This window comes from Anaerohalosphaeraceae bacterium (assembly GCA_037479115.1).
Lineage (GTDB): Bacteria > Planctomycetota > Phycisphaerae > Sedimentisphaerales > Anaerohalosphaeraceae > JAHDQI01.
The window spans coordinates 66,951-92,767 of sequence record JBBFLK010000009.1; the positions used below are offsets into that span (position 1 = coordinate 66,951).

The 25,817-nt window shown below is 56.8% G+C and carries 26 protein-coding genes; 3 read left to right on the top strand and 23 right to left on the bottom strand.

All coding sequences use genetic code 11. The features are described 5' to 3' along the window. Positions 1-134 precede the first annotated feature (134 nt). From WHS88_06145 to prfB, 6 genes are all read right to left on the bottom strand, one after another. The gene (locus tag WHS88_06145; GenBank protein ID MEJ5259753.1) at positions 135-938 is read right to left on the bottom strand and encodes a 6-carboxytetrahydropterin synthase; all 804 of its coding nucleotides are present in this window, start codon (positions 936-938) and stop codon (positions 135-137) included. Positions 939-942: 4 nt separating this feature from the next. After that, the gene (gene folE, locus WHS88_06150) at positions 943-1,554 is read right to left on the bottom strand and encodes a GTP cyclohydrolase I FolE (GenBank protein ID MEJ5259754.1); all 612 of its coding nucleotides are present in this window, start codon (positions 1,552-1,554) and stop codon (positions 943-945) included. Further along, positions 1,538-1,726, bottom strand: coding sequence for a hypothetical protein (locus WHS88_06155; protein ID MEJ5259755.1), 189 nt, complete (start codon positions 1,724-1,726; stop codon positions 1,538-1,540). Before WHS88_06155 ends, folE begins: the two co-directional genes overlap by 17 nt. Before the next feature lie 90 nt (positions 1,727-1,816). Further along, positions 1,817-3,676, bottom strand: coding sequence for a chloride channel protein (locus tag WHS88_06160; GenBank protein ID MEJ5259756.1), 1,860 nt, complete (start codon positions 3,674-3,676; stop codon positions 1,817-1,819). Positions 3,677-3,704: 28 nt separating this feature from the next. Beyond that, complete coding sequence (locus WHS88_06165; protein MEJ5259757.1) at positions 3,705-5,225, bottom strand: leucyl aminopeptidase; 1,521 nt, start codon at positions 5,223-5,225, stop codon at positions 3,705-3,707. Positions 5,226-5,257: 32 nt separating this feature from the next. Further along, positions 5,258-6,392, bottom strand: a protein-coding gene (gene prfB / locus WHS88_06170) for a peptide chain release factor 2 (protein MEJ5259758.1) whose coding sequence is annotated in 2 segments (ribosomal slippage) — positions 5,258-6,325 and positions 6,327-6,392 — 1,134 coding nt in all. Because the reading frame shifts where the segments join, the coding sequence is not laid out codon by codon here. Between the two features lie 159 nt (positions 6,393-6,551). Here prfB and queG point away from each other — a divergent pair. After that, positions 6,552-7,499 (top strand): tRNA epoxyqueuosine(34) reductase QueG, encoded by a 948-nt coding sequence (queG, locus tag WHS88_06175; GenBank protein MEJ5259759.1) that lies wholly within the window; start codon positions 6,552-6,554, stop codon positions 7,497-7,499. A gap of 12 nt (positions 7,500-7,511) precedes the next feature. Here queG and WHS88_06180 read toward each other — a convergent pair whose 3' ends face one another. The 17 genes from WHS88_06180 to pyrF form a co-directional block, all read right to left on the bottom strand. Further along, complete coding sequence (locus WHS88_06180; GenBank protein ID MEJ5259760.1) at positions 7,512-8,600, bottom strand: hypothetical protein; 1,089 nt, start codon at positions 8,598-8,600, stop codon at positions 7,512-7,514. Continuing rightward, positions 8,597-9,214, bottom strand: coding sequence for a sigma-70 family RNA polymerase sigma factor (locus tag WHS88_06185; GenBank protein MEJ5259761.1), 618 nt, complete (start codon positions 9,212-9,214; stop codon positions 8,597-8,599). Before WHS88_06185 ends, WHS88_06180 begins: the two co-directional genes overlap by 4 nt. A 167-nt stretch (positions 9,215-9,381) precedes the next feature. Continuing rightward, positions 9,382-10,992 (bottom strand): bifunctional phosphoribosylaminoimidazolecarboxamide formyltransferase/IMP cyclohydrolase, encoded by a 1,611-nt coding sequence (gene purH, locus WHS88_06190; GenBank protein MEJ5259762.1) that lies wholly within the window; start codon positions 10,990-10,992, stop codon positions 9,382-9,384. Between the two features lie 23 nt (positions 10,993-11,015). Further along, entirely contained in the window at positions 11,016-12,149 is a 1,134-nt protein-coding gene (locus WHS88_06195) for a PQQ-binding-like beta-propeller repeat protein (protein MEJ5259763.1), read from the bottom strand. 3 nt (positions 12,150-12,152) lie between these two features. Beyond that, a complete protein-coding gene (locus WHS88_06200) occupies positions 12,153-12,455 on the bottom strand; it encodes a hypothetical protein (protein MEJ5259764.1) in 303 nt (100 codons plus the stop codon). Between the two features lie 72 nt (positions 12,456-12,527). Beyond that, positions 12,528-12,980 carry an ATP synthase F1 subunit epsilon gene (gene atpC / locus WHS88_06205; protein ID MEJ5259765.1) on the bottom strand — a complete coding sequence of 151 codons (453 nt, stop codon included), beginning with the start codon at positions 12,978-12,980 and terminating at the stop codon, positions 12,528-12,530. A 16-nt stretch (positions 12,981-12,996) separates the two neighbouring features. Next, positions 12,997-14,415 carry a F0F1 ATP synthase subunit beta gene (atpD, locus tag WHS88_06210; GenBank protein MEJ5259766.1) on the bottom strand — a complete coding sequence of 473 codons (1,419 nt, stop codon included), beginning with the start codon at positions 14,413-14,415 and terminating at the stop codon, positions 12,997-12,999. Between the two features lie 16 nt (positions 14,416-14,431). Continuing rightward, complete coding sequence (atpG, locus tag WHS88_06215; protein ID MEJ5259767.1) at positions 14,432-15,328, bottom strand: ATP synthase F1 subunit gamma; 897 nt, start codon at positions 15,326-15,328, stop codon at positions 14,432-14,434. A gap of 24 nt (positions 15,329-15,352) precedes the next feature. Further along, positions 15,353-16,876, bottom strand: coding sequence for a F0F1 ATP synthase subunit alpha (atpA, locus tag WHS88_06220; GenBank protein ID MEJ5259768.1), 1,524 nt, complete (start codon positions 16,874-16,876; stop codon positions 15,353-15,355). 24 nt (positions 16,877-16,900) lie between these two features. Further along, complete coding sequence (gene atpH / locus WHS88_06225) at positions 16,901-17,491, bottom strand: ATP synthase F1 subunit delta (protein ID MEJ5259769.1); 591 nt, start codon at positions 17,489-17,491, stop codon at positions 16,901-16,903. Between the two features lie 33 nt (positions 17,492-17,524). Beyond that, positions 17,525-18,124, bottom strand: coding sequence for a F0F1 ATP synthase subunit B (atpF, locus tag WHS88_06230; protein MEJ5259770.1), 600 nt, complete (start codon positions 18,122-18,124; stop codon positions 17,525-17,527). Between the two features lie 23 nt (positions 18,125-18,147). After that, positions 18,148-18,462 carry an ATP synthase F0 subunit C gene (locus WHS88_06235; protein ID MEJ5259771.1) on the bottom strand — a complete coding sequence of 105 codons (315 nt, stop codon included), beginning with the start codon at positions 18,460-18,462 and terminating at the stop codon, positions 18,148-18,150. A 39-nt stretch (positions 18,463-18,501) separates the two neighbouring features. Beyond that, positions 18,502-19,314: a F0F1 ATP synthase subunit A gene (gene atpB / locus WHS88_06240; GenBank protein MEJ5259772.1), complete on the bottom strand. Its 813-nt coding sequence runs from the start codon at positions 19,312-19,314 to the stop codon at positions 18,502-18,504. After that, positions 19,304-19,618 (bottom strand): hypothetical protein, encoded by a 315-nt coding sequence (locus tag WHS88_06245; protein ID MEJ5259773.1) that lies wholly within the window; start codon positions 19,616-19,618, stop codon positions 19,304-19,306. Before WHS88_06245 ends, atpB begins: the two co-directional genes overlap by 11 nt. Positions 19,619-19,733: 115 nt before the next feature. Then, positions 19,734-20,039 carry an AtpZ/AtpI family protein gene (locus WHS88_06250; GenBank protein ID MEJ5259774.1) on the bottom strand — a complete coding sequence of 102 codons (306 nt, stop codon included), beginning with the start codon at positions 20,037-20,039 and terminating at the stop codon, positions 19,734-19,736. Positions 20,040-20,100: 61 nt separating this feature from the next. Then, complete coding sequence (locus WHS88_06255; protein MEJ5259775.1) at positions 20,101-21,903, bottom strand: HEAT repeat domain-containing protein; 1,803 nt, start codon at positions 21,901-21,903, stop codon at positions 20,101-20,103. Between the two features lie 288 nt (positions 21,904-22,191). Next, a complete protein-coding gene (pyrF, locus tag WHS88_06260; protein MEJ5259776.1) occupies positions 22,192-23,133 on the bottom strand; it encodes an orotidine-5'-phosphate decarboxylase in 942 nt (313 codons plus the stop codon). Between the two features lie 155 nt (positions 23,134-23,288). On the opposite strand from pyrF, the gene WHS88_06265 reads away from it, so the two are divergent. Both WHS88_06265 and WHS88_06270 read left to right on the top strand, forming a co-directional pair. Then, on the top strand, positions 23,289-23,909 hold the full coding sequence (locus WHS88_06265; GenBank protein MEJ5259777.1) for a hypothetical protein: 621 nt from the start codon (positions 23,289-23,291) through the stop codon (positions 23,907-23,909). 266 nt (positions 23,910-24,175) lie between these two features. Next, positions 24,176-25,738 (top strand): 2-isopropylmalate synthase, encoded by a 1,563-nt coding sequence (locus WHS88_06270; GenBank protein MEJ5259778.1) that lies wholly within the window; start codon positions 24,176-24,178, stop codon positions 25,736-25,738. The last annotated feature ends 79 nt before the right edge of the window (positions 25,739-25,817 follow it).

Here is a 25,817-nt window from a genome sequence, read left to right on the forward strand (position 1 = left end):
CTAAAAAACCCGTCCAGCCGCCCTCAAAGCTGCGGCGGAAAACCCGGATTTTCTTTCAACAGAAAGATAATATAAATATCGGTCTATCATAAACATCGAGTTAAAAACGTCCTAAAAATCTGCATGTTTTTTTTCTATTCCTCCTGAACTGTACAAGAGGTCCTGTCGTTTTCCCAGACCGTAATCTGAAACAATCTATTTCCCCCAAACTTCCCCTTTAAACATTGCCAGGCATACGAAGCAATGTTTTCAACCGTTGGATTCACATTAGAGAAATGAGGCACATCCGCATTCAGATTTTTGTGGTCCACAATCGAAAGAAAATGCTCTTCCACAACCTTCTGAAAACCAGCAATCCAGCCGTGCGGCTCCTGCTCATCCGGAATTTGTATCGAAACTTCGATGATGTAATTATGTCCGTGGCCGGCCGGGTTGGCACATTTGCCGAAACGACGGGCATTCTCTTCCGGGCTGAATTCATCGTTCCAAAGCCGATGCATGGCCGCAAACTCAAACCGTTCACTGTAAAAACGCATAGGGTTTTTCTCCGTTCGGAGGGAAAGAATCCGAAAAGGATTCAAGGCCAAATCCAGCCGGCTCACTCGAACTGTTCCAAAAACGGACTGCAAAGCCCGCACGCTGTCTGCAAGACAGACGAATAACTCGTTCAGAGTCAGCCCCCGACCCTGCAGAAAGCGGCGGCGAATCCGCTGTTCAAACAGCGGAACAGCATATTGCCGCACGGCTTTATCGATTTCTGAGACATTCACAACAAAACCGGTCTGGTTCTCGACCGGACCCCGCAGGGCCGCCGTCAGCGCCAGATACACCGCCAAACCGTCCCCGCAGGGTTTGGATGCATACGAGTTAAACCCCGTTTCAGAGGCCGGTCCAAACGGATTGACGGAAAAACGCACTTGCCGACAGAGTGTATGCATAGGGTCATGTTCGATTGGAATGCATCAAGGTGAGCACTTCGGCCCGGCTTCGCGGGTCTCGCTTGAAAATGCCGCGAAGGGAGCTGGTTACCATGACCGCACCGGGCTTCTGGATGCCGCGGATGGTCATGCAGCTGTGACTGGCCTCCAGAACCACCGCTACACCGATGGGTTCAAGACTTTTCATCAGGAAATCGGCAATCTGGTCTGTCAGCCGTTCCTGCACCTGAAGCCGACGGGCGAAGGTGTCCACGATGCGAGCCAGTTTGCTGACCCCCAGCACCCGCCCGGCCGGCAGATACGCTACATGGGCCTTCCCGATAAACGGCATCAAATGGTGTTCGCAGATACTGTAGAAAGGAATCTCCCGCAGGAGCACGATTTCATCATACTTTTCATGAAAGATGCTTTTGAGATGCTCCGCCGGATCCTGCTTCATTCCGGCCAGCAGCTCCGCATACATTCGGGCAACCCGCTGCGGTGTGGCCTTCAGGCCCTCCCGCTCCGGGTCCTCTCCCACCGCCAGCAGAATCTCCCGCACGGCCTTTTCAATCCGTTCCGTATCCACAACTCCCTCAGGGCTCGGGTTCGAAATCTTCTTAGAAGCTTCGCCCATATGTATTTTGCACCTCCACGGTTAAGTGCGTCTGAACAGGAGCATCCGGCGGCGTCTGCTGTCGAGCCGCACACCCGCACCGACAGCCCGCCCACCCCAAAATCAACAGCAGCAGTCCGCTCTTGAGTCCCATTCGGATTGTTCGCAGGATTTCATTGTGTACCAATTTCATTGACCAAATTCATCCATTTGAAACCATTTCTGAGACAGAAACGAGTAATTGTACTGAAAAACCCCGCCTCTGGAAAGAGGTATCCGCCGTTTAAGCTACTTCCTGCAGAAGGTCCATATACCGGCGAAGGACCTCAGAGCGCAGGACCATTCCGACAAAATGGGTCTTGTTTTCATCATCGGCTACCGCCAAACTGTTCACATCCAAATGAGAGAACAGCTCCAGAACCTTATCGAGCGTGTCCTCCGGCGAGACCACCGGCGCTTCCCGCCGGGCCAGTTCATCCCCGACCATCAGCGGAATTGCCTCCGGATGCATCAGCGTATTGCGGAGGTCTTTTTCACACAAAAGCCCTCTGTATCGACCCTGTTTATCCACAACAACGAAATCCGAGACCTCCTCATCAGCCGTTTTCTGGATGATTTCCTGCAGGGGCATTGAACCGGGCACGACAATCGCTCCGGGTTTCATTATATCCCGGACTGTAAATCGCCGCAGCAGAGCCGTGCGGGCATAGACCCCGAACCGAATCCCCATTCGATGTACCCGCGAGGCGGCAAACGATTTTCGGCAGACGATTTCGCTGAACAGCAGCGACAGGGTGCAGGAAAACATCACCGGCAGAATAATCGTGTAATTGTGGGTCATCTCAAAGAGCATGACGATGCTGGCCATTGGGGCATGGGTCGTAGCCGCCGCGACGGAAGCCATACCAACCAGACTGTAGGTCGCCGGACTGACCTGCGCAAACAGTTCAGTCCGCTGCAAAAGCAGGCCGAATCCGTATCCGAGGCTCGCACCCAGAAAAAAAGAGGGAGCAAAAATGCCTCCTGACCCTCCCGACCCCAGCGTCATCGACGTGGCGATAATCTTGGCCGCTATCAGAATAAACAGCATTCCGATGCTCAGCTCAAACCCGGAAACGCCCTGTGCCGAGCGGCTTCCGATGCACAAACCGATAAAGGAATACCCGCTCCCGAAGACAATCGGCTCGCCCCGCAGCGAAGGCCGAACCAGCCAGACCGTCAGCAGCCCCACCAGCCCCAGTCCGACCGCCCCAATGACCGGCCGGACGATTTCGCTGACTCGAAGCCGCTCAAAAAAAACCTCCACGGCGTACAAAGTATGCGTAAACACAATCGCCGTGCCCGCACACAGCAGCCCCAGCAGGATATAATTGCCCAATTCAATGCTGTGAAAACTGTATGCCGCCAGGTCACTGAGCGGAAAGATGGTTTCCTTTTTGCCCAGCAGCATCGAAGCCGTCATGCTGCTGAGCACCGAAGCAATCAGGATGGGAGAGAGGGTTCGGTAGTTGATGTCTTTCAAAAGCACCTCAATCGCAAAGAGCACTCCGGCGATGGGGGCATTGAAAATGGCGGCCATCCCGCCGGCCGCTCCGCAGCCGAGCAGAACCGGCATATGATGCCGCATCAGCCGAAAAAAGGTACCGGTTGAGGAGGCAATAGCGGCTCCGATTTGAATAATCGGCCCTTCCATTCCAACGGCTCCGCCGCTGCCGACCGTCAGGGCACAGGTGAGCATCCGGGCCAGGGCCACATGAAACTTGATTCGGCAGTCCCGCCGGACGATGGCATCCATCACCTCCGGCACGCCGTGGCCGACCGCTTCGCGTGAATAAAAACGCGCAATCAGACCCACGCCGAAAAACCCGGCCATCGGCAGCAGAAACAGCAGCAGCAGATGTCCCCGATACAAACCCTGCCAGCTGCCCGTGCCGTAGAAAAATCCGTCCACTGCAAGCACCATTTTGTCAAACAACACCGCCGCCGCCCCGGTGAGCAGCCCGACGGCGGCCGCCAGAACATACAGCAGGATTTCTTCCCGAAAACCGGCAGAAAAACGGAGGGAGTTTTCCGATGTCCCGGCGGGAACGGACGGACTTGTCGCCTTCTGCCTCCGGAGCCGCAGCCCCGTCAGTACAGCCATACCGACCTCCCTTGTGTTTTTTCAATCGTTACAGAGAGACAGCAAACGTCGTCAGCAGCCGCACACCGAATCCGATGGAGCCGGGCGTGTCTTTCTCACCAGCTCCCCAGACACCCACTCCGGCAATATCCAGATGCGCCCAGCGGGCCTTGCCGACGAACTGGCTCAAAAACGCCGCCGCCGTGCAGGCGCCGCCCCACTTGCCGCCGACATTTTTCAAATCCGCAACCTGACTTTTCATCGCTTCGACGTATTCGTCATCGCACGGAAGCCGCCAAACACGCTCGCCGGTCTTCTCGGAGGCCTTCTGAATTGCCTCCAGCAGTTTGGGGTCATTGCCCATCAGGCCGGCGCGTTTGGTCCCGAGGGCCACCACGCAGGCGCCGGTGAGTGTGGCCACATCCACAATCGGATTGCAGCCCAGCTTCACCGCATAGGCGATGGCATCGCACAAGAGCATCCGCCCTTCCGCATCGGTATTCTGAATCTCGACGGTCTTGCCGCTGTAGGTGGTCACAATGTCGCCGGGCCGATAGCTGGTTCCGCTGGGCAGATTTTCGGCGGCCGGAATGATGCCGTAAATAACGCGCCGCGGTTTGAGAGCGGCCACAGCGCTCATTGCCGCCAGCACAGCCGCCCCGCCGGACTTGTCAAACTTCATATCGTGCAGCCCCTCGCTGGGTTTTAAGCTGACGCCGCCGCTGTCAAAGGTAATCGCCTTGCCGACAAAGGCCAGCGGTGCGGCTTTGGAAGAGGCCACCGGCGGGCTGTACCGCAGAACAACCAGTCGCGGCGGATTGGCCGAGCCCTTTCCTACGGCCAGAATGCCGCCCATTTTCTCCGCAGCCAGTTTCTTTTCATCCAGCACGGTGCATCGAAGTCCGGGGGTTTTGCGGGCCAATTTCTGCGCCTCGGCCGCCAGGGCCGCCGGCGTCATCACATTGGCCGGACGATTGGCAATGGTCCGGGCATAGTTCTGGGCCTTTCCCAATATGCCGCCGACACGGATGCCCTGCTGCAGCGCGCGCAGGCGTTTGTCATCCGGTTCGGCCAAAACCGCCTGCAGAGAAAAAACCGGCGGTTCCGACGGCTCCGGACTGCGGTATTCGATATAGCGATAGGCGCCAAAATGAATCCCTTCGGCAAAGGCCTGAGCCAGCTCCTGCGGCGTATGGCCCGCCCAATCGCTCCAGTCCACTGCCGCCGCCAGCGAAGAAACCTTCAAATCCACCGCCGTCGAAGCCGCCAGAGCTGCCGCTTTGCGAAGCACATCCGCATTGGCTTTCTTCTTCTCCCCCAGTCCGACCAGAAGCACCCGTTCTGCACCGAGCTGTCCGCGGGTGTACAAAAGGGCCGTCGTCTGCGGCTTGCCTTTGAAGTCTTTCAGCTCCAGCAGCCGGCTGATTTGCCCTTTGAGCCGCCGGTCAACCCGCTGGGCCCAGCCGCCCAGCGGTTCTTTTTCGAAAACCCCCACCGCCAATACATCCGTGCGAATCTGAAGCGGATCTGCTTGTCGGCATACCACCGCCGTGTCTATGGCTTTTTTCATCGCTGCTTTCTTCTCCAGTATTCCTGTTCTGCTTATCGGGATGCGGCCTTGGCGGTCTGCTGCTTGTTCTGCATCCGATGCCGCAGCATGCTGTCGATAAACTCCTCAATCTCGCCGTCCAGAACGGCCTGCACATTGCCGGTCTGGTAATCCGTCCGATGGTCTTTGACCAGCTGATAGGGCTGAAGGACATAGCTGCGAATCTGGTTGCCCCAGGCGATTTGCCCCTTGCTGCTGTACAGTTTGGCCAGCTCCGCATCGCGCTTCTGCTGTTCGAGCATATACAGCCGGCTCTTGAGCATCCGCATCGCTTCGGCGCGGTTTTTGTGCTGGCTTCGGTCGTTTTGGCACTGGACCACTATGCCGGTCGGCAGGTGCGTAATCCGAACGGCGGAACTGGTTTTGTTGACGTGCTGGCCGCCGGCTCCGCCTGCTCGATAGGTATCCACGCGAATATCCTCATCGCGGATTTCGATTTCAAAATCCTCATCCTGCTCCGGAATGACATCCACGGCGGCAAAACTCGTATGCCGCCGGCTGTTGGCGTCAAACGGGCTGATGCGCACCAGGCGGTGAACGCCCGTCTCGCAGGACAGCTTCCCGAAGGCAAACGGCCCGCTCACCAGCAGCGTAATGGAACGAATGCCCGCTTCTTCACCCGGCGTGATGTCCATTTCTTTGTAGGTGTATCCGGCCCGTTCAAAATACCGCGTGTACATCCGCAGCAGCATACTGGCCCAGTCGCAGCTTTCCGTGCCGCCGGCGCCGGCGTGAATGCTGAAAAAACAGTTCTTGGCGTCATCCGGACCGTTCAGCATCCCCGCAATCTCAATTTTGTCGCATTGACGGGACAATCGGGCCAGGTCCTGCTCAATCGAAGCCAGGGTCTGGGCGTCATTTTCCGCACAGGCCAGCTCAAACAGCTCCTGCAGGTCGCTTAAGGTCTGCTGGGCCTCCTGAACGGGTTCAACGACGGATTTGACCGCACTTAATTCGGAAACAACCTGACGAGCGGTTTCCGGATTGTCCCAAAACCCAACCTGAGACATCCGGCTTTCCAGTTCCTTGCGAAGGGTCATTTTGTTGGGAATGTCAAAGACAGTCCCGAATCTGCTGTATTCGGGCCTCCAGGGCCTCCAAAGCCGACTTGATTTCTGCTTTTTCCATAAAACCCTTTCGGGGCTAACCCCATTTGAATCGCTATAAATCCCGAAAAATTAAGACCTTTCTTATACCCGATTTGAAGGGTTTTGGCAAGGCGTCTTTCGAGGATTTGTTTGCGGCCATTGATTGTTCTGATTCTCCAATCCGATTATACTTTCTCCTATGGAACTGGCGGAAGTCATCAAAAAACATGCCCTTCAGCTGGGCTTTGATGCCGTCGGCATCACCACCGCCGAGCCGCTGGAATCGGTGCATATAGACCGTTTTCGCCGCTGGCTGGACGAAGGCGGTGCGGATGGTCTGGACTATATGCAGCGGCACATCGAAAAGCGTTTTGCTCCGGCCCAGCTTCTCGAAGGGGCTCAGTCCGTCATCTGTGTTGCTGTTCACTACAAACCCGCCGAAATCCCCTCCTCTCCGGGTTGTGCACAAATCGCCCGTTTTGCCTTATACGAGGATTATCATCTGTTTCTCAAAGAACAGCTTCGGCAGCTGGCTTGTTTTATCGAAAGCCGCCTGCCGAAAGGGACCCGCTGGACATACAAAATCTGCACCGACAGCGTCCCGCTGGCGGAACGGGCCCTGGCAGCCCGGGCCGGTCTGGGGTTTATCGGGAAGAATCACATGCTCATCCATCCGGTCTTGGGCTGTCAAATCCTGCTGGGAGAATTGGTAACCACCCTGCCGCTGCCGCCGGACAAGCCCGCTTCGATGGACGGCTGCGGTCGATGCACCCGCTGTCTGCAGGCCTGTCCCGCCGGGGCTCTTCGCCCCGACGGCTTCTTTCAGACCAATCGATGCATCAGCTTTCTGACTCAATATGCAAGCGATGCGCCCAATATCCAGACAGGTCGCTGGATTTTCGGCTGCGACGAGTGCCTGCTGGCCTGTCCGTATGAACAGAAGGCCCCGCCCTGCCGAACCACTCCGCCGGGCTTTACGCCGGAACGCGCAGCCCTCCGGCCCGAGGACATCCTTCAATGGGATTCTATCCACTTTGAGCGGGTTTTCAAAAAGTCCTGCGTGGAGCGAATCGGCCTGAAAAAACTTCAGCAAAATGCAGCGGCTTGCCTGAAATCCTCAGACAAGCCGACCGGAAACACACGATAAAGCCCTTTTTTATTACGGAACCAAAAAGATATCTTTCTCATCGGCGGGCACTTCGCGGCCTGTATAGGCCTCTACGCCGCGAACGGTAAAAATATCGTCCTCCTGATAAAACCGCGAGGCCAGAAATTCCACACTGCCGTCGCAGAAAAGAACATTCTGGCCTCTTTGATTGTGATTGGGGCTGAGCAGCTTCTTTAAGTCCTCATTGAGCAGCACTCTTTCATACTCATCCCGCTGCGCCGTACAATTGGTTCGCTTGCGGAACGACACAAAAACCGGATTCATATCACTCAAAATGATGCGCCGCTGGCCGCTCTGAGCCGTTTTGTTCTGACCGCAGCGGAGCATTACACTGTAGCTGATATTCTGCGGGGAGGGAAAATCCTTCAGCCCGGACATCGAAGCGCTGTTGTACTGGACCGCACAGCCGTCCCGATGACCGGGACAGACAAAATTCTCGCCGCCCACATACCCCAGCCGAACCAGCTGCCAGACAAAGCGTGTGCTGGAGCGCGGCTGATCGCCCTGGTCGCCGACCATCCACCAGGGCTGCCCCGGCTGCAGCTGCGCCGAGGCAAACCGCCCGTCATTGTCATCCGCATAGGCCGACAGCGCCCGTCCGATCCGTCCCAAATTCACCGAACAGGCCACCTGCCGGCTGTGATCCCGCATCGCCGAAACCGCCGGCAGAAGAAGACCGGAAACTAAAACCACCGCGGCGGCCATCGCGGCAATTTCAAACGCAATTTTCAGAACACGCGGTTTGGATTCAGATACAGATGAGGGAGAAGAAAAATCGATGGGAAGGGTTTTGCGGCTTTCGTCCTCAAGCAGTTCATCGAGACGCTTGACGGGCGAACTTTGCTGCACACGAGCCGCCAGCTTCAGCCGGGCGATGGTCAATTGGGCCAGGTCGTCGGGGCATTCTTCGCCGTCCAGGCAGTCCAGACACCCAAACGTCACACTTAAAGAGGCATAAACTCGCGCTGCTTCTGAATCCGTTTCAACCAGCATGCGGCCTCTTTCAAGTTCTCCTTCGTCGCCGCACTGAAAAAAGAAATCCATGACCAGCTGCAACTGCTCGGGAGTTAAATGACTCATAAATGCTTTATGCTCCGTTCGGCGGATTTCCACTTTTTCATAAAATAGACGACCGCAGTATGAAGCCGGCTTTTCACCGTCCCTATAGGTATACTTAAAATCTCGGCCATGTGTTTGTAGGAAAATTGCTCAAAATAGGCTAAAATAAGAATTCCCCGCAGATTTTCCGGCATTTCCGATATAATCTGTCGAACTCGCCGGGCGGTTTCTTCTTTGGAAATCTCGGCCTCCGGCGTGGTCTCATAAGATGTAAGGATATTGACCACCTCGTCCAGAGACAGTTCGCCCGCGTCGGCCAGGGTCCCCATGCTCATCGAGGACTGACGCTGGATTTTTCGCAGGGCATCCTTGGCCTTGTTGGCCGCTATGGTAAACAGCCACGGACGCAGCGGGCGGTCGGCATCAAAACTGTCCCGGCTCGTATACAGCTGCAGAAAAGTCTCCTGAAAAACATCCTCGACGATATCCTGCCGGTTGACAAAACGCCGCAGAAATGCGTAAAGCGGGTTCTTATAACGATTTACGATTTCTTCAAATGCTGTCTCATCTCCCTGCCGATACCGCTGGAGAAGTTCCGCATCCGAAATCGCTTGTTCAGGATTTTTCTTATTCACATTTTCCAATATTCAGGTTCTCCGTTTCCACGAAGAGACCATTATACAGGAATCCCAGATGAAAATAAATCAAAAAGACCTACCTTTCAGAAGGCGTATATTCCCCCAAAATATTACTCTTTCAATAAAGTTTCGGACCAATGAGAAATGTCTTCGTGAAAAAAATTTTAATGTTTGAAATGCCGTTTCCCTGCAAACACCATCGCAATCCCCGCCTTGTCGGCCGCCGCGATGACTTCATCATCTTTCTTGGAACCGCCGGGCTGAATAATGCAGGCGATTCCCGCGGCAGCCGCATTTTCCACATTGTCCGGGAACGGGAAAAAGGCATCCGAACCCATCGCGGCACCGCGGGCATTCTCTCCGGCGTGCTTGATGGCAATAAAGCCGGACTCCACCCGGTTCATTTGTCCGGCGCCGACCCCCACCAGCCGCCGGTCTTTGACCAGTGTAATCGTATTGCTCTTGACGTGTTTGGCGCACAGCCAGGCAATCCGCAAGTCCTCCATCTGTTCTTTGGTCGGCTTGGCCTTGGTCGGAAAAGTCAGATTTTCCGGTTCCCATCCGGCCAAATCCCGCTCCTGAAGCAAAAGCCCCCCGACGACACAGCGCACATCATATTCCCGCACATCCCGTTTCGTCCGGTCAATCGGCCCGGTCTCGAGGAGACGGACTCGCTGGCCCCAGGCCTTGCGGCCTCGAATAATCTCCAGCGCCTCCGGCGTGTAAGCGGGCGCTGCAATCACCTCGGCAAAGAAACCGGCGGCCCCGCGGGCTTTTCCGAATCGGTCATACGACTCCATAATCACCGTCGCCAGGTCCTTATCCACCGGACGGTTCAGAGCGATAATGCCGCCGAAAGCGCTGACCACATCGCCCAGATAGGCCTTTTCATAGGCCCTGCAGATATCCTCATCAACCGCACAGCCGCAGGGATTCATATGCTTGACCACGACTGCGGCGGGCTCGTCAAACTCCTTGACCAGTTCAAACGCCGCATTGGCATCCATCAGATTATTGAAGCTGATAGGGGTGTCGCCCTCCATCAGCCGAGCGGAACCGATGCTCACCTCCCGACTGTCCGCAAAGCGGTAAAACGCACCGCGCTGGTGGGGATTTTCGCCGTAGCGCAGCTCCTGAGCCCGCACGGCGGCAATGGAGATGCGCTCCGGGAACAAATCCTCCGCCCGAGCGGAAAGATACCGGGCAATCGCCGCATCGTAGGAAGCCGTCAGGGCAAAGGCCGCCCGCGCCAGTTCCTCCCGCAGCGTCAGCGGCACCGCGCCCTGATTGTCCCGCATCGCCTCCAGCACGCGGCTGTACTGCGACGGAGAGGTCACAATCGTCACGAACCGATAATTCTTGGCGGCGGAACGCACCATACTCGGCCCGCCGATGTCGATATTCTCAATCGCCTCCTCGAGGGTGCAGTCCGGACGGGCGGTTGTCTTCTCGAACGGATACAGATTCACGCAGACCAAATCAATCGGCTCAATGCCGTGCTGCTTCATCGCCGCCGCATGGTCGGCCTTGTCCCGAAGCCCCAGCAGCGCCCCGTGAATCTTCGGATGCAGCGTCTTGACGCGCCCGTCCATCATCTCCGGAAAACCCGTCACCGCATCAATCGGAATCACCCGAATCCCCGCGTCCTGAAGCGTCCGCGCCGTCCCGCCGGTGCTGATAATCTCAACCCCCATTCCCGCCAGGGCCTGCGCAAAGTCCGTCAGGCCGCTTCTGTCCGAAACACTGATCAGCGCACGCCGAATCCGTACATCCATCGAAATCGTTCCCTCAAAAAAAATTACGGCACAGACAAACAGGCCACACGCCCCTGTTCATCCGCCAGATAGATAAGATTGTCTTTCAGATTCACAGCTCCCAAACGAACCGCCGCCGCATTCACCGAAGCAACCGGTCGGCCCGTCGCATTATTCATCACCACAATCAGGCCCGGCTGAGCAAAAACGTATGCCCGCTCCTGCGATTCACAAAGCAGCAGCTGACCGTCCGGCACATTCCAGACTTCCTGTCCGCTGTCTTTGGAAACAGCGTACAGCCCGTTTCGTCCGGCATTCTGATACACCAGCCGCTGCCCGACGATTGGGGGCTGCCGAATCTTTTCGCCCGCAAAAAACGGCATGGACCACATCAGCCGGCCCGTGGCCGCATTGATTTTATAGAGTTTGGTATCCTCCCCGCCTGCATAAATCGCCCCAGCATCCAGTACAAGGGCGGCTGTAATTGCTCCGGAACAGTTGTACTGCCACAGCTTAACCGGCTCATCCGTCTTCATCGCCGTGACCGCTCCGCCGGCCGCTGCAAAAAACACCTGCTCGTTTGTTGCCAGAACGGATGTAATCGCAGAATCATCGTCGGCTGTGGCACTGAACAGCTTGACATAATCGCCGTCCTCCTGCCGCTGGTAGGCATGAATCCGACGGTCCACACCGGCCACATACAGAAACCAGTCGTTTTTGGCCAGACAGACCCCCCGGCTCGCCGGGGCTTCGCCAAGCTCCTGCCTTCGAATCACCGTCCCGCTGACAGGGTCCAGCATCACCAGCCGGCTGCCGGTCAGAAAATACAGCCGGTTGTCCAAAAACAGCGGCTCCACCATCGGCAGCCGTTCCTCCGCCGCCTGCATCTGAAACCGCTCCGTGCCGTCCTGACGGTTTCGACAGAACAGATAATTGCGGTTTGTCAAAACAATCAGATGCGAATCAAAAACAAACAGACGCTCAATCTTCTCGGACACCTCCGTCTTGACCGGCAGCTGAATCTGCCAGTTCAGTTTCAGTCCTGCCTCCGAGAGCAGACGCGGCGAAATCAGAGGGTCCGTGGAAGCCGCCCGGCTCTCCGCAGCTGTCATCCAGAACAACACAAGCAGTCCCGCCGGCCAAAGACAGCGGGATTTCCGTTTCCCCATAATCGTCATCGATCACTCCTCATGCGTTTCATCCAACTGCACATAATCCGCCAGGTCAATGCCGTGCTCCTGTTCAAACTGCCGCAGCTGCCGGATGCGTTCGATGTCATCCTGAATCCGGTTAACCAGTTTGAAAATATAGGGTTTTCCCTCCAGCCGGTTCTGCAAATCCTCCAGCATCGGCTCCCAGTCGCCTCCGTACAGCTGGGTTTTCAAGATAACCAGGAGCCGGTGCTCCTGGCTCAAATGCCGGACGAACTCTTCCACCGACAAAGAGGGCGCTTTGTCCGGTTTTTTCCGCTGCTTTCCCGACATAGGCACTCCCGGTTTTCCGAGAGAAACATCGTACCGTTTGCCCCCCCGAAAAGCAATCGAAAACCCCCGTGTTTACGAGGGAGATTCGGCCAGGGTTGTTTCGATGCCGGCCAATTGAGCCATCCGCACAATCAGCCGGGACCGGCGGACATCAACCTGACCCCGCTGGGTTCGGATGTATTCCTTGCCGACCAGGACGGCCTGGGCTTCCGAAATAATCTGCTGAACCCGCTCGGCAGGCATGCCTTCGAAGGTCATCGCATCGTAGGCCAGAACCGTCACGTGGTTTTCCGTCACACGGACAAACCCGCCCTCAAGGATATAAAACGAATCGGGTTTGTCCAATATCTGGCGTACCTCCATAATCCCCAGCGTCAGTTTGGCCAGCATCGGGCAGTGATTGCGCAGAATCCCGCGCTGGCCGTCGTGAGCCGGCACAACCAATGAGCCGGCCCGGCAGTCCAGCAGTTTGGCCTTGGGCGTCAGCAGAATCACCCGAAACAATCCGTGCGTCAGTTCCACCATAATGCGGCCTTCGTTTTTATGCTTTGGCGGCCTTTTCCTGGGCCTCTTCCACCGCTCCGATGTACAAAAAGGCCTGTTCCGGCAGGTGGTCCCACCGGCCTTCACAGATTTCCCGGCAGCTGCGGACCGTATCGGCGGTGCTCACATACTTGCCCTCCAGGCCGGTAAACTGGCGGGTTACGATAAACGGCTGGGAGAAGAACCGCTCCAGACGACGAGCCCGGCTGACAATCTGCCGGTCTTCCCGGCTGAGCTCATCAATCCCCAGAATCGCAATAATATCCTGCAGACTGTGATAGCGCTGCAGATATTCGAGCACCCGCTGGGCCGTGTCGTAATGCTCCTGGCCGACGATGTTCGGGTCGAGGATTCGGCTGGTGCTTTCCAGCGGGTCAATCGCCGGGTAGATGCCCTTCTCCGTAATTCGACGGGACAAAACGACCGACGAGTCCAGATGGGTAAAGGTCGTCGCCGGCGCCGGGTCGGTCAGGTCATCGGCCGGCACATACACCGCCTGCACGGAGGTAATCGCTCCGTAGGCCGTGGAGGCAATCCGCTCCTGCAGCTGGCCCATTTCGCTGGCCAGCGTCGGCTGATAGCCCACCGCACTCGGAATGCGTCCCAGCAGTGCCGACACCTCCGAACCGGCCTGCGAAAACCGGAAGATGTTGTCGATAAACAGCAGCGTCTCTCCGCCCATCTCGCAGAGGGCTTCCGCCATCGTCAGGCCTGTCAGGGCCACACGCAGACGCGCCCCCGGCGGCTCATTCATCTGCCCGAAAACCAGACAGGTGTTGTCCAGCACCGTCGAGTTCGTACTGCCGATGCGGGTCCGCTGCATCTCCAGCCACAGGTCGTTGCCCTCGCGGGTCCGCTCGCCGACTCCGGCAAACACCGAAAAACCGCCGTGCTGGGTCGCTATGCGGGCAATCAGCTCCTGAATAATCACGGTCTTGCCGACCCCGGCTCCGCCGAACAGACCCGTCTTGCCGCCGCGGACAAACGGACAAAGCAAATCAATCACCTTGATGCCTGTCTCGAACATCTCCGACTTGGCGGTCAGCTCCGTAAACTTGGGCGGCTTGCGGTGAATCGGACGCTTCTGTTTGACCTCAATCGGCCCCTTGCCGTCGATGGGCTCGCCGAGCAGATTAAACACCCGCCCGAGCGTTTCTTTCCCGACCGGCACCTGAAGCGGCCCGCCGGTATCCACCACCTCCATTCCGCGCCGCAGCCCCATCGTCGAGCCCAGCGCCACCGCCCGCACCCGGCCGCCGCCCAGATGCTGCTGCACCTCTCCAACCAGACGCAGCGGCCTGCCTTCAAACGTTCCGCGAACCTCCAGGGCCGAATAAATCCCCGGAATCCGCTCCACCGGAAATTCCGCTTCAAACGTGCTTCCGATGATTTGGATGATTCGTCCAATATTTTCCATCGGTTGTGTCTCTGCCTTACGACTTCATTGCATTCATACCGCTGACAATATCCAGCAGTTCCGTAGTAATCTGACCCTGCCGGGCCCGATTGTAGGCCTTGGTCAAATCGGCAATCATTTCGTCGGCATTGTCGCTGGCGTTGCGCATTGTCACCACCCGCGCCAGATGCTCGCTGGCGGCCGCCTCGATGAAACAGCCCAGAATCGAGGTCCGCACAATCATTTCCGAAAGCGTCTGAAAAATCTCCTCGCCGGAGGGACTCAGAAGAAAATCCTCAAAGTTCTGCTCCCACGGCCAGATAATCGTGGAACGTGTGGTCAGGTCATCTATCAAATCCGCCACCGGCAGCACCGTCAGCGTCTGGGCTTTCTGGCTGGCGGGGGAATAAAACCGGTTGTACACAACCCCCAGCCGGCCGATGCGGCCTTCCAGATACTCCTTCAGAAAGAAATCGCCGATTTCGTTGGCCTGAGCGGTTGCGGGCACCTCGGCAAATTCCGTGTACACCTTCGCCGGCTGAATTTTCAGGTGCTCCAGGTAGCTGAGCACCTTGCGGCCCTTGACGTAAATCTGAAGCGTGCGGCCGAATTTTTTGGCCATCTTCAGGTGCGTGTCCAGCAGCCGAAACAAATCGTTGTTATACGCCCCGCACAGACCCCGGTCGGAGCCGATGACCAGCAGCGCCTGCGTCTTCGAGGGCGAGGGCTTCATCAGCGGATGCTCAATCGGTTTTTCCGCCGCAACCATCAGATACGCCATCTGCGCCAGGGCATCATAAAACGCCAGCCCCTGCGCCCACTGGTGATAGTACTGACGATAGCGCACCGCACTGATGGTTTCCATCGTGCCGGTCACCTTCGAGATATTCTGAGCGGCTCTCCGCCGCGCCAAAATTTGCCGGGCATGTGCCATAGGCCGATTGCGCGTCCGTCGTTTTTATCCGCCGTACGAAAATTTATAAATCATCTTAAATGTCTGAATGGCTTCTTTGAGCTCCTCGACCTGCGCATCGGTCAGCTGGCCGGTGCGGTCGATATTGTCAATATACTCCGGCGCTTCCAGCTTCATCCAGGTCAGCAGTTCTTCAATGAAATGGCCCACCCGCGACACCTCAATCTCATCCACGGCTCCGCTGGTTCCGGCCAGAATGCTCACCACCTCCTGGCCGACCGTCAGCGGGGCAAACTGCTTCTGCTTGAGAATCTCCACCATCCGGTAGCCCCGGTCCAGCTGCCGCTGGGCGGCTTCATCCAGCTCCGTTCCCAGCCGGGCGAAATCCTGCAGTTCGCGAAACGCCGCCAAATCCAGACGCAGTTTCGGAGCGACCTTTTTCATCGCCTGCGGCTGGGCATCGCCGCCGACGCGGCTGACGCTGATGCCCACATCAATCGCCGGACGCACACCCGCCAAAAACAAATCCCGCTGCAGGTAAATCTGCCCGTCCGTAATCGAGATGATATTCGTGGGAATATAGGCGGACACCTGCCCTTCCTGGGTTTCGACAATCGGCAGGGCCGTCAGCGAGCCGCCGCCCAGCTCCGCCGAGAGTTTGGCGCTGCGTTCCAGAAGCCGGCTGTGCAGATAAAAAATATCCCCCGGATACGCCTCGCGTCCGGGCGGCCGCCGCAGAAGCAGACTCAATTCGCGATAGGCCACCGCATGCTTGCTGAGGTCATCATACACGCACAGCGTATGGCCTTTTTTCTCATACATAAAGTATTCGGCAATCGCCGTGCCGGTATAGGGGGCGGCATACTGCATTGCCGCACTCTCGGAGGCCGAGGCCGTTACGACTACCGTATAGGCCATCGCGCCGTGTTCCTTGAGCGTCGCCACCACCTCCGCGACAGTCGATTCCTTCTGGCCGATGGCCACATACACACAGATAACCCCCTTGCCCTTCTGATTGATAATCGTATCGAGGGCAATGGCGGTTTTGCCGGTCTTTCGGTCGCCGATAATCAGTTCGCGCTGGCCTCGCCCGATGGGAATCATCGAATCGACGCTTTTCAGACCCGTGGCCAGCGGCTCCTTGACCGGCTGCCGCTGGGCGATGCCCGGCGCCGGAAACTCCAGAAACCGCCGGCCGGAGGCCTCAATCGGCCCCAGCCCGTCCACCGGTTCACAAAGGGCATTGACCACCCGGCCCAGCAGCGCTTCTCCCACCGGCACCGAGAGCACCCGACCGGTCGAACGGACGGTTGAGCCCTCCTGCACCTTCGTCGGGTCGCCGTATATCACCGCCCCGACCGTATCCTCCTCGAGATTAAACGCCTCGCCGATGACCCCGCCCTCGAACTCGAGCATCTCGTTGGCCATCACGGAATCCAGCCCGTAAATCCGGGCGATTCCGTCGCCGACTTCCAGCACGGTCCCGACCTGCGAGACCTCAATCTTGGACTGATAGCGGCGGATTTCCTCCTTAATCAGTCCGCTGATTTCCGTCATATCAAACTTCATATCGGCTGCTCACAAACTCCAAACTCATTTCGGCGATTCCGGAGCCGAAGGTCTCGGTCGATTCTTCCCGTACTCCAGAATCGCATTTACGGTACGGTCCAGAATATTCCTGACCGAATGATCAATCCTCTGGTCGCCTTTCTGAATGATAATCCCGCCGAGTATTTCCGGGTCCACTTTTACCGTCAGCTTCACCTCGGCCTGGACGGCCCGGCGGATTTCCTCTTTGAGCTTCTCTACCTCCGCCTCGCTGGGCTCTTTGGCCAGCGTGACCACCACGCGCTTGCGGTTTCGCACGCTGTCATAGCGGTCCTCGTAGCGTCCGGCGATGCCGTTCAGAAACGTCAGCCGGTTCCGCCGCACCAGCACACACAGAAAATCCAGCACCAGCGGGCACACCCGGCCGGCAAAGACCCGGCGAATCATCGCCGCTTTTTCGGCCTCGCTCAGATTGGCCGACACCAAAAGCGAAAAAAACTCCGGTTCGGCACGAAAAACCTTCCCGACCGCCTGCAGGTCCGAGAGCACCTCATCCAGCCGGCCGGTTTCCTCGGCCAGTTCAAAAATCACATCGCTGTAGATTTCGTGAACGATATGTCGGGCTGTTTCCGCCATCTTGGGCTCCCCGGCCCGCCGCTGCCGACGGTCTTACGAATGTCCCTGCTCCACTTCCCGGAGCCGTTCAATCGCTTCCTGAATCAGTTTCTGATTGTCGCCCTCATCGAGGACTTTTCCAAAAACCTCCCGGCCCAGTTTCCTGACAATCACCGCCGCCTGCTCCCACAGCTGCCGTTCGGCCTCTGCGCGTTCCCGCTCCAGGTCCGCTTCCATCCGCTGACGAATCCGTTCCATCTCCTTCTGGGTCTGTGCCTGAATCTCGCGGGCCTTTTCCTCGGCTTCCTGGATTCGGCGGGTGATGATTTCGTGTCCCTGCCGCTCGGCATCCATCAGCTGCGCCCGGTACTCCTGAAGGACCTGTTCGGCCTCCTGGCGGCGCTTTTCCGCCTCGGCAATCTGACGCTCGATATGTTTTTCCCGGCTCCGCAGACCCGCCAGCAGCGGCTTCCAGGCAAACAGACGCAGCACCACCAGCAGCAGTCCAAACCAAACCAGCGTCCAGACAGCCTCGCCGATATAGCCGCCCCAGATGCTGATGTTTCGTTCGGAGGCCGCTTCTTCAGACCCCAGGGCCGCGGCACACAGCACAAAGACAAAACCCGCCGCCGCCATTATCCGGCTTGTTCTCATACGGTCTCCTCAGGAGCTGTCTTTTACAAACGCACTCCCAACACCGCCAGCAGGCAGATAATCAGGCCGAACAGCGTCACCCCTTCAATCAGAGCCGCCGCGATAATCATCGTGGTAAAAATGCGTCCGCCGGCTTCAGGCTGACGGGCAATCGCCTCCGTAGCACTGGCCGCCAGCATCCCGATACCCCGAGCCGCTCCAATCACAATCAAACCGGCTCCAATCACACCGCCCAGAACTCCGATGCCGATGCCGACCGTTTCCCACATCCCGCTGCCGGCAGGCAACGGTTCCGCCTGAGCCAGTACCTGCGGGAAAATCTGTCCCAAAAAAATCATACGCTCATAACCTCCGTTTCCTTGTCCACTTGAAAGGCCTCAGTGCTCCTCACTGATGGCAAATCCGATAAATATCGTCGTTAAAAACACGAAAATATACGCCTGCAGAAACGCCACAAAAATTTCCAGAAAACTCATCGCCAGCGTCGTCAGGACCGACGGTACCGCCACCAGAAACGTCTTGAATATCACAATAAACATCAGAATCACCGTCAGCACCAGATGACCGGCCAGAATATTGGCAAACAGTCGAATCGCCAGCGAAAACATCCGAACAAACGTACTGAGCAGCTCCATCAGAAACAGAAACGGCATCAGCGGCCAGGGAACCTTCGGAGCCAGCGTCGCCCAATAATGCCAGAACCCCTTTTCCCGAATACCGGCCGCATGAAAAAGCACAAAAGAAACCAGCGCCAGCGCTCCGGTCACAAACAGATTGGCGGTGGCCGCCCCGCCGAAATGAACCTGCAGTCCGGTCACAAACCAAAACAGATAATCCACCGGAATCAGCCCCAGCAGATTCATCGTAAGAATGAAAAAAAACAGCGTCCAGAGGATTTCGATGTATCGGTCGGTGCGCTCCTTCAGAAACGGACGAACCACATCCTCCCGAAGAAACAGACAAATCGTTTCCAGCAGGTTGGTAAAGCCGTGGGGCACCCACCCGCGCCGATTTCGAACACCCAGCGGCAATACCGCCATCAGCACCAGCGCAGAGAGCATCACCATAAACATATGGTTCGTAAAGTCCAGCTCCAGACCTCCGGCGCGGAGCGTAAACAAAGGCCGGCTGGCTACTTCCTGCAGCGGGTTTACACCCAATACCAACCCAAATGTTTTGTTAAACCACACTTTTTTCCTCGCTGCGGACCGTCCAGCTGTAAAGACGAACCGCTGCGGCCGTATCGACCGTCAAAAAAATCGAATATCCGACCAGCAGAAAAATCAACACCCAAAACCGGTGAATACTGGTAAAAAGAAGAATTATAACAAGACCAGCCAGACCAATCAACAGACGAATCAGTACTCCCAGCAGAACCCCTGTTAACAGACGCCAGCGGCTCTTGCCCCAACTGCTCCAGATCGGCCACCCTCCGGCAGCCCCTCCCAGCCCGCTGACCAGCAATGCGGCCCGGCAGGCTTCCTGTATTTCCACAGTGCCGAATTCACTGGCGCGGAGGAGACCGAAAATCCCCAACCCGCAAAAAAAGAACATCCTCCGAAAAAATGCCCACGGAGGATTGAGAAAAAACCTGTCAATCAGAACTGTTTTATTCTCTGTCACGGTCCTGTTCATCCGGTTTCAATTCCGCTTGCCATTCGGATTTTTTCTCGGCATCCTCCTGCGCCTGGTCCTTGCGGGCCCGCTGAATCATAATATACAGCATCACCCCAAACCCGACAAAAAACCCGAGAATCATCCACCCCGGCCGGGTCCCCTCCAACTCATCCAGCCAGTACCCCCCCGCTGCAAAGACCCCGATGACAATTAAAAACTCGAATCCGACACCCATCCATCGCATCGCTCCGCGATAAAACCGGCTGTCGGCGGCAAACCGTTTTTTCTTTTCAGACATGAAAATGTCCTGTTTGATTCCGTTTTGCCGAACCTATAAGAAGCAAAAAACGCCTGCTGTTTCAGGAGCGGGCCTGCTCCAGAATCAAATCCTTCACCCGCTGACTGGGCAGATTCAGCGCCCCGAAGGCACCGGCGGCCGCTTCCCGCAGGGACGGCTCCGCCTGCCGAGACTGCACAAGCTGATAGAGCGCCTCAATCTGCTCACTAAGCAGCAGACTGCCGTTCCGCTTGGCTGAACGAGCCAGTGAGGCAAACGCCGCAATCCGCAGCTCGTTCGAACTGTTTTCATCCATCGCCGCTGCGGCAATGGCCCGCTGGGCCTGCGGACTGGACAGATAGACCAGCACACGTCCGGCCGATATCTTCATTTCGTCCGAGCCGGTACGCGTCATCTCAATCAGCGCCTCCATCGCCGCCGATAAATCCACGGCGGCATTGCCGCTGACCGCCAGCTGCTCGAGGGTCTCCATCGCACGAACCGAATAGGCCTCGGCGGTCGGCGCATCCATCTCATCCGCCCCCTTCTTCAGAAGGGCCTCCGCCAAAAGCGGCACAATCAGTTCGTTGCCTGCAAAACCGGCCACAGGACCGGCCTGCCCCAAAGCAATCGCCGCACTGTAGCGGATTTTGCGGTCCTCATATTGCAGGGCGTCCGCCAGCGGCATCTGCAGCCCAATCCGTGTCAGGAGGGCCTGGGAGCCGGCGTTGACCGCCAGCGCCTCCACCACCTGCAGCGCCACATAGTTATCCTTATCCTTCAGCGCCCGCGACAGCGCCTGCATCAGATATTCCGGTCCGGCCGTCACCGCATAGGTCATCGCCGGGGCGTGCCCTTCGCCGAAATACTCCGGCATCGGAATGCCGTGCGACTCAGCCCGGAAATACGCCGCCAGCCACAGCCCAATGGCTTTGCCCAGTCCGGCATCGGCCTTCAGGGCCCACTCACAGCAGCGCATCGCCATCAGCTCATTGAAATACTCGTGCGAAACCTCCAGCCGGCGGAGCATCTGCCGCTCGGCATCCCAAAACCACAGATTTGCAAACGAAAACTCCGAAGAAGCCGCCACCGAGTCATCCCGATTGTAGTATTTTTCCGCCAGCTGGAAGAACAGTTCCGCCGCCGGAATCCGCCGGGCGGAGGAGTCAATCCGGTCGATGGCCGCCAGAGCCGCCTGTTTCAGCTGGGCAGATTCATCCTTTTCCGCTATATATTTCAGATACGGCAGCGGTTCAAAATAGCCAATTTTGGCCAGCGATTCGATTATTTCGGCCTTCACCGCCGTATTCGGCATCTGCAGGGCCGCCGTCAGCGGACGAATCGCCGCCCGGCCGAGCATCGGAAGCGTCTGCACCACATTGGCAAACTCTTCGCGACGGCTGCTGTCTTCCAGCACATTCAGCAGAAACGGAACCGCATATTCTCCGGTGTTTTTCAGCCGTTCCTGCGCAGCAATGCGGCCCCGAATCGTCGTATTCAGACGGGCGATTTCCGCCAGAATAATCTTCGGGTCCGTCCGACGCTGGTAACGGCCTTCCTCAATAAGCTTCAGGACCCCGGAGGCAATCTCCCGCAGCTGGTCGCTGTCGGCCTGCATCTTCAGCAGCAGTTCATAACCGCGGGGATTTTCCTCACTGAGCTCCAGCAGCAGCAGCGGGTCCGGCTTGGCCTCCAAAAGCCGCTGTCCGTATCCCTGCGCCAGGTCAAACCGTCCGATAAGGGTATAATGAAGAAAATCATTCCAGTCGCTTTCGACGGCCTTGGCCGACGGCCCTTCCTGCGGCACCACGGTGGTCTGGGCCCCTGCCCAAACCGCCAGAATCCCCCAAATCAACCCCCGCATCATCCTCTCGTTCATCCGCATGGATTGTCTCCTGTCAACACCGAACCCGGCTGCACCGGAAAAGCCCCGCCGAACCAGGCTCTGTTTCCCAAAAACCAACGGTCTATAAAAAAGAGCAAGAGGTCCCGTTTTTTATAAACTAACCTCTTTGAAAATAATCCCTTATAATCCGTTTCTCCCTCGTCAGCCCTCTGGGGGCTTCATTATAAGGCCTGCCCCCCCTCTGTCAAAGCAAAAAAGCCCTTCTCTGCCTTCACAAACGCCTCCATACGTCGGCACGGCCGAAAACAGGGACGGAAACGAGGGCGACTACAGCGTCACCCGCGCCAGCTCCATTTTGGCATCCAGAGCGGCCTGTTCGACACACTTTTCCCAGTTGTCGCCGAACTGCGATTTATACTTGGGGTCTTCATAAGCATAGATAATAGAGCGGGAGGCATTAATCAAAGCCCCAAGCCGGTCTTTATTGCAGAACCGCATACACTCGGCGGCACCGGCCCCCTGCGAGCCGTATCCGGGCACCAAAAACCAGCACTTCGGATACCGCTGCCGAAGAGCCGCAGCGGCCTGCGGACTGGTTCCGCCGACCACCATTCCCACATTGCTGTAGCCGGATGCACCGATTCGCCTGTTCTGGTTGGCAATCTCCCCGACGATTTCCGCCAGTTTCTCATACCATTTCTGACCGGCGGCGTTTTCAAAATCCTGAAGCGCTCCGGCGGTCGGATTGCTCGAACGCACCCAGACAAAAACGCCCTTGCCCTGCTCTTCGGCCATATCCGCAAACGGCACAATCCCTTCTGCACCGGCAAAACCGCTGATGGTCACCGCATCCGGCACAATCACATCCTCCATCCCCACAAAATCCGGATTCTTCAGATGCCCTTCCGCATACATTTGGGCGGTATGACCGATGTCGCCCCGCTTGACGTCTCCAATCACCTCCAGCCCGAGGGCATCGGCCTCGCTGACCAGGGCATAGTAAGTCTCCATTCCCTCCCAAAGGTACTTTTCAAAATAGGCCGAATTCATCTTCACCGCCGGGACAAGCGGGGCGACAATGCGCATCACGCGGCTGCAGAACTCAAACAAGGCATCCACCGAGGCACCCAGGTCCTGCGCATCATTCATATCCTTATGCTTCCGGATGGCCTCCGGAAGTCGGCTGTACACCGGGTCCAGCCCCACAATCAGGGGCGTGCTTTTCTTTTGTACTGCTTCGCAAAGACGATCACCAAAATGACTGGCCACAAAAGACTCCTTACCGAACGTTTTGCTCTCGTAAAAAACTTCTTCCATTCATAAAGAGGGTTTACTATAATCCCTCCCCAATCGATTCGCAAGAATGTTTTTGAGAAACCCCTATGACAACCCCACGTCCGCTTTGGAAAAACCGGATTAAAAGATTGATAGTCCTGCTCCCCCTGTGTGCGGCGGCAGCCGCAGTATTCCTTTTGCCGGCCGTTCACCCCAAATCCTATCGTCCGGTGCAGCCCGAAAATCCCAACCAGGTCAGCCCCTATTTAACCCACAAACTCGGTCCGGATTTTTACGACAAGGTCCAGCTCGACGAGCCCTTTGAACTGCTGGTCGAACAAGAAGGGATTAACGATATACTTTCTCGCTATCCATGGCCGATTCAGCTCGAAGGGTTTACCATTTACACCCCCATGCTCACCTTCTCTCCGGAAACAACGGTTTTGATGGCAAAGGTCAATTACAGAGGTTTGTCGTCCATTTTATCTATATACGCTAATCCCTATCTTGATTCAGCAGGAAAGATGAACCTGAATATCCAATCCGTCTATCTGGGCCTGCTCCCCATTACTCCTCTGGCTCGGACGATTGCCGAAAAATATGTCCGCGAGCATTTTGACCCGCAGGACCCTGTCGAATCCATCAATTACGCCATCATTTCGAATCAGCCGTTCGACCCGGTTCTCCGAATTTTCGACAAATCCGCTCGAATTACCAAACTTACTATCGAATCCGGCAAGGTACGGCTCTTTTTTACACCGATTCGATAGATTTCCTTAAACCGCATCATTTTTTTATAAAACCTCCTTGCATTTGAAACGATAGATTGTTCAAATGAGAACAAGTATGCAGATGAACCGAATCATTTCTGACAATCATCCGGTCCTTTTGGGCCTGCTCCTGCTGCGCCCGTAGCGGCGCAAGAAACTCCACACACATAATCCTGATTTTCCGTTTTCCACTTTCGAGGTGGATTTTTTATGCCCGTTTTGGCATAATGTACCCCTTAAATTTGTCTCGTTCCGGAGATAGAAAGATGAAAAAAGAACCGACAGAAAAAGTCTTGATTTTTGATACCACGCTCCGTGATGGGGAACAATCCCCGGGTGCCGCCCTTTCTATCAGTGAGAAACTGGAGATTGCACATCAGCTGGCCAAACTGGGCGTGGATATCATTGAAGCGGGCTTTCCGATATCTTCGCCGGCGCAGTTTGAGGCCACCCGTCTTTGCGCCGAACAGGTTCAGGGGCCGGTCATCTGTGCTCTGGCCCGGGCGAACGAAAAAGATATTGCCGCCGCCGGCAGCGCTCTCCAGGCCGCCCCAAGACGGCGAATCCATACGTTCATCGCCACCAGCCCCATTCATATGGAGTATAAACTCCGCAAAAAACCCGACCAGGTTCTCAAAATGGCCGTCGAGGCGGTGAAAATGGCCCGTCAATTTACGGACGATGTTGAATTCTCTCCGGAGGATGCCTGCCGGAGCGAACTGTCGTTTCTCTACGAAGTCCTTGCCGCCGTTATCGAAGCGGGGGCAACCACACTGAATATTCCCGATACAGTCGGATACGTCCTTCCGTATGAATACGGCCAAATCATCGCCAAGCTCAGGGAAAACGTCAAAGGCATTGAACGGGCGGTCCTGAGCACGCACTGCCACAATGACCTCGGAATGGCCACCGCCAATTCGCTGGCGGGCGTGCGCAACGGGGCCCGACAGGTCGAGTGCACCATCAACGGCATCGGCGAGCGGGCCGGTAATGCCGCCATGGAGGAAATCGTGATGGCCATCCACACGCGTCAGGACTTTTTCGGCAATTTAACCACCGGCATCGACACCCGCCAGATTTACCGCACCAGCCAGCTGGTTTCTCAGCTGACCGGCTTTGTCATTCAGCCCAACAAGGCCATCGTCGGCAAAAACGCCTTTGCCCACGAATCCGGCATCCACGTGGACGGCATCCTCAAGAAACGCGAAACCTATGAAATCATGACGCCGCAGATGATCGGCCTGGAGGGTTCGCGGGTTGTGCTCGGCCGCCATTCCGGACGGCACGCCTTTGTGGACCGCTGCCGGCAGCTGGGCTACAACCTTTCTGATAACGAGGTCGAAATCGCCTATCAGAAATTTCTGGATTTGGCTGACCGTAAAAAAGAAATCTTTGATGAAGATATCGCCGCCATCATCAGCGATGAAGTCCGCACAACCGAGCAGACCTATCAGCTGGAGTACCTGCTGGTTGCCTGCGGAACCGGAACCATCCCGACGGCCAGCGTACGCATCCGTGCCGGTCAGGAAATCCTCCAGGCCGCGGCCTGCGGCGACGGGCCGGTCGATGCCGCTTATGAGGCCATCCGCCAGGCCACCGGCAAGGCCCCCAAACTGGATTCCTACTCCATTCGCGCCGTCACGGAAGGCAAAGACGCTCTGGGTGAAACCACCGTGCGGATTCAGAACGAGCACGGACGGCGGTTCATCGGACGCGGAGTCTCCACGGACATCATCGAGGCCAGCGCCAAAGCCTATGTGGACGCCATTAACCGGATGGTCGCGGCCGAAAAGAACGGCTCGACAGACCAGCCCAAAGCAGTCCTGTAAAAAACTTTCGCGATATGAATTTCAACTTTTAGGATTTAGAATTTAGGATTTAACCCTTAGGATTTCTTTGCGGAGCCAA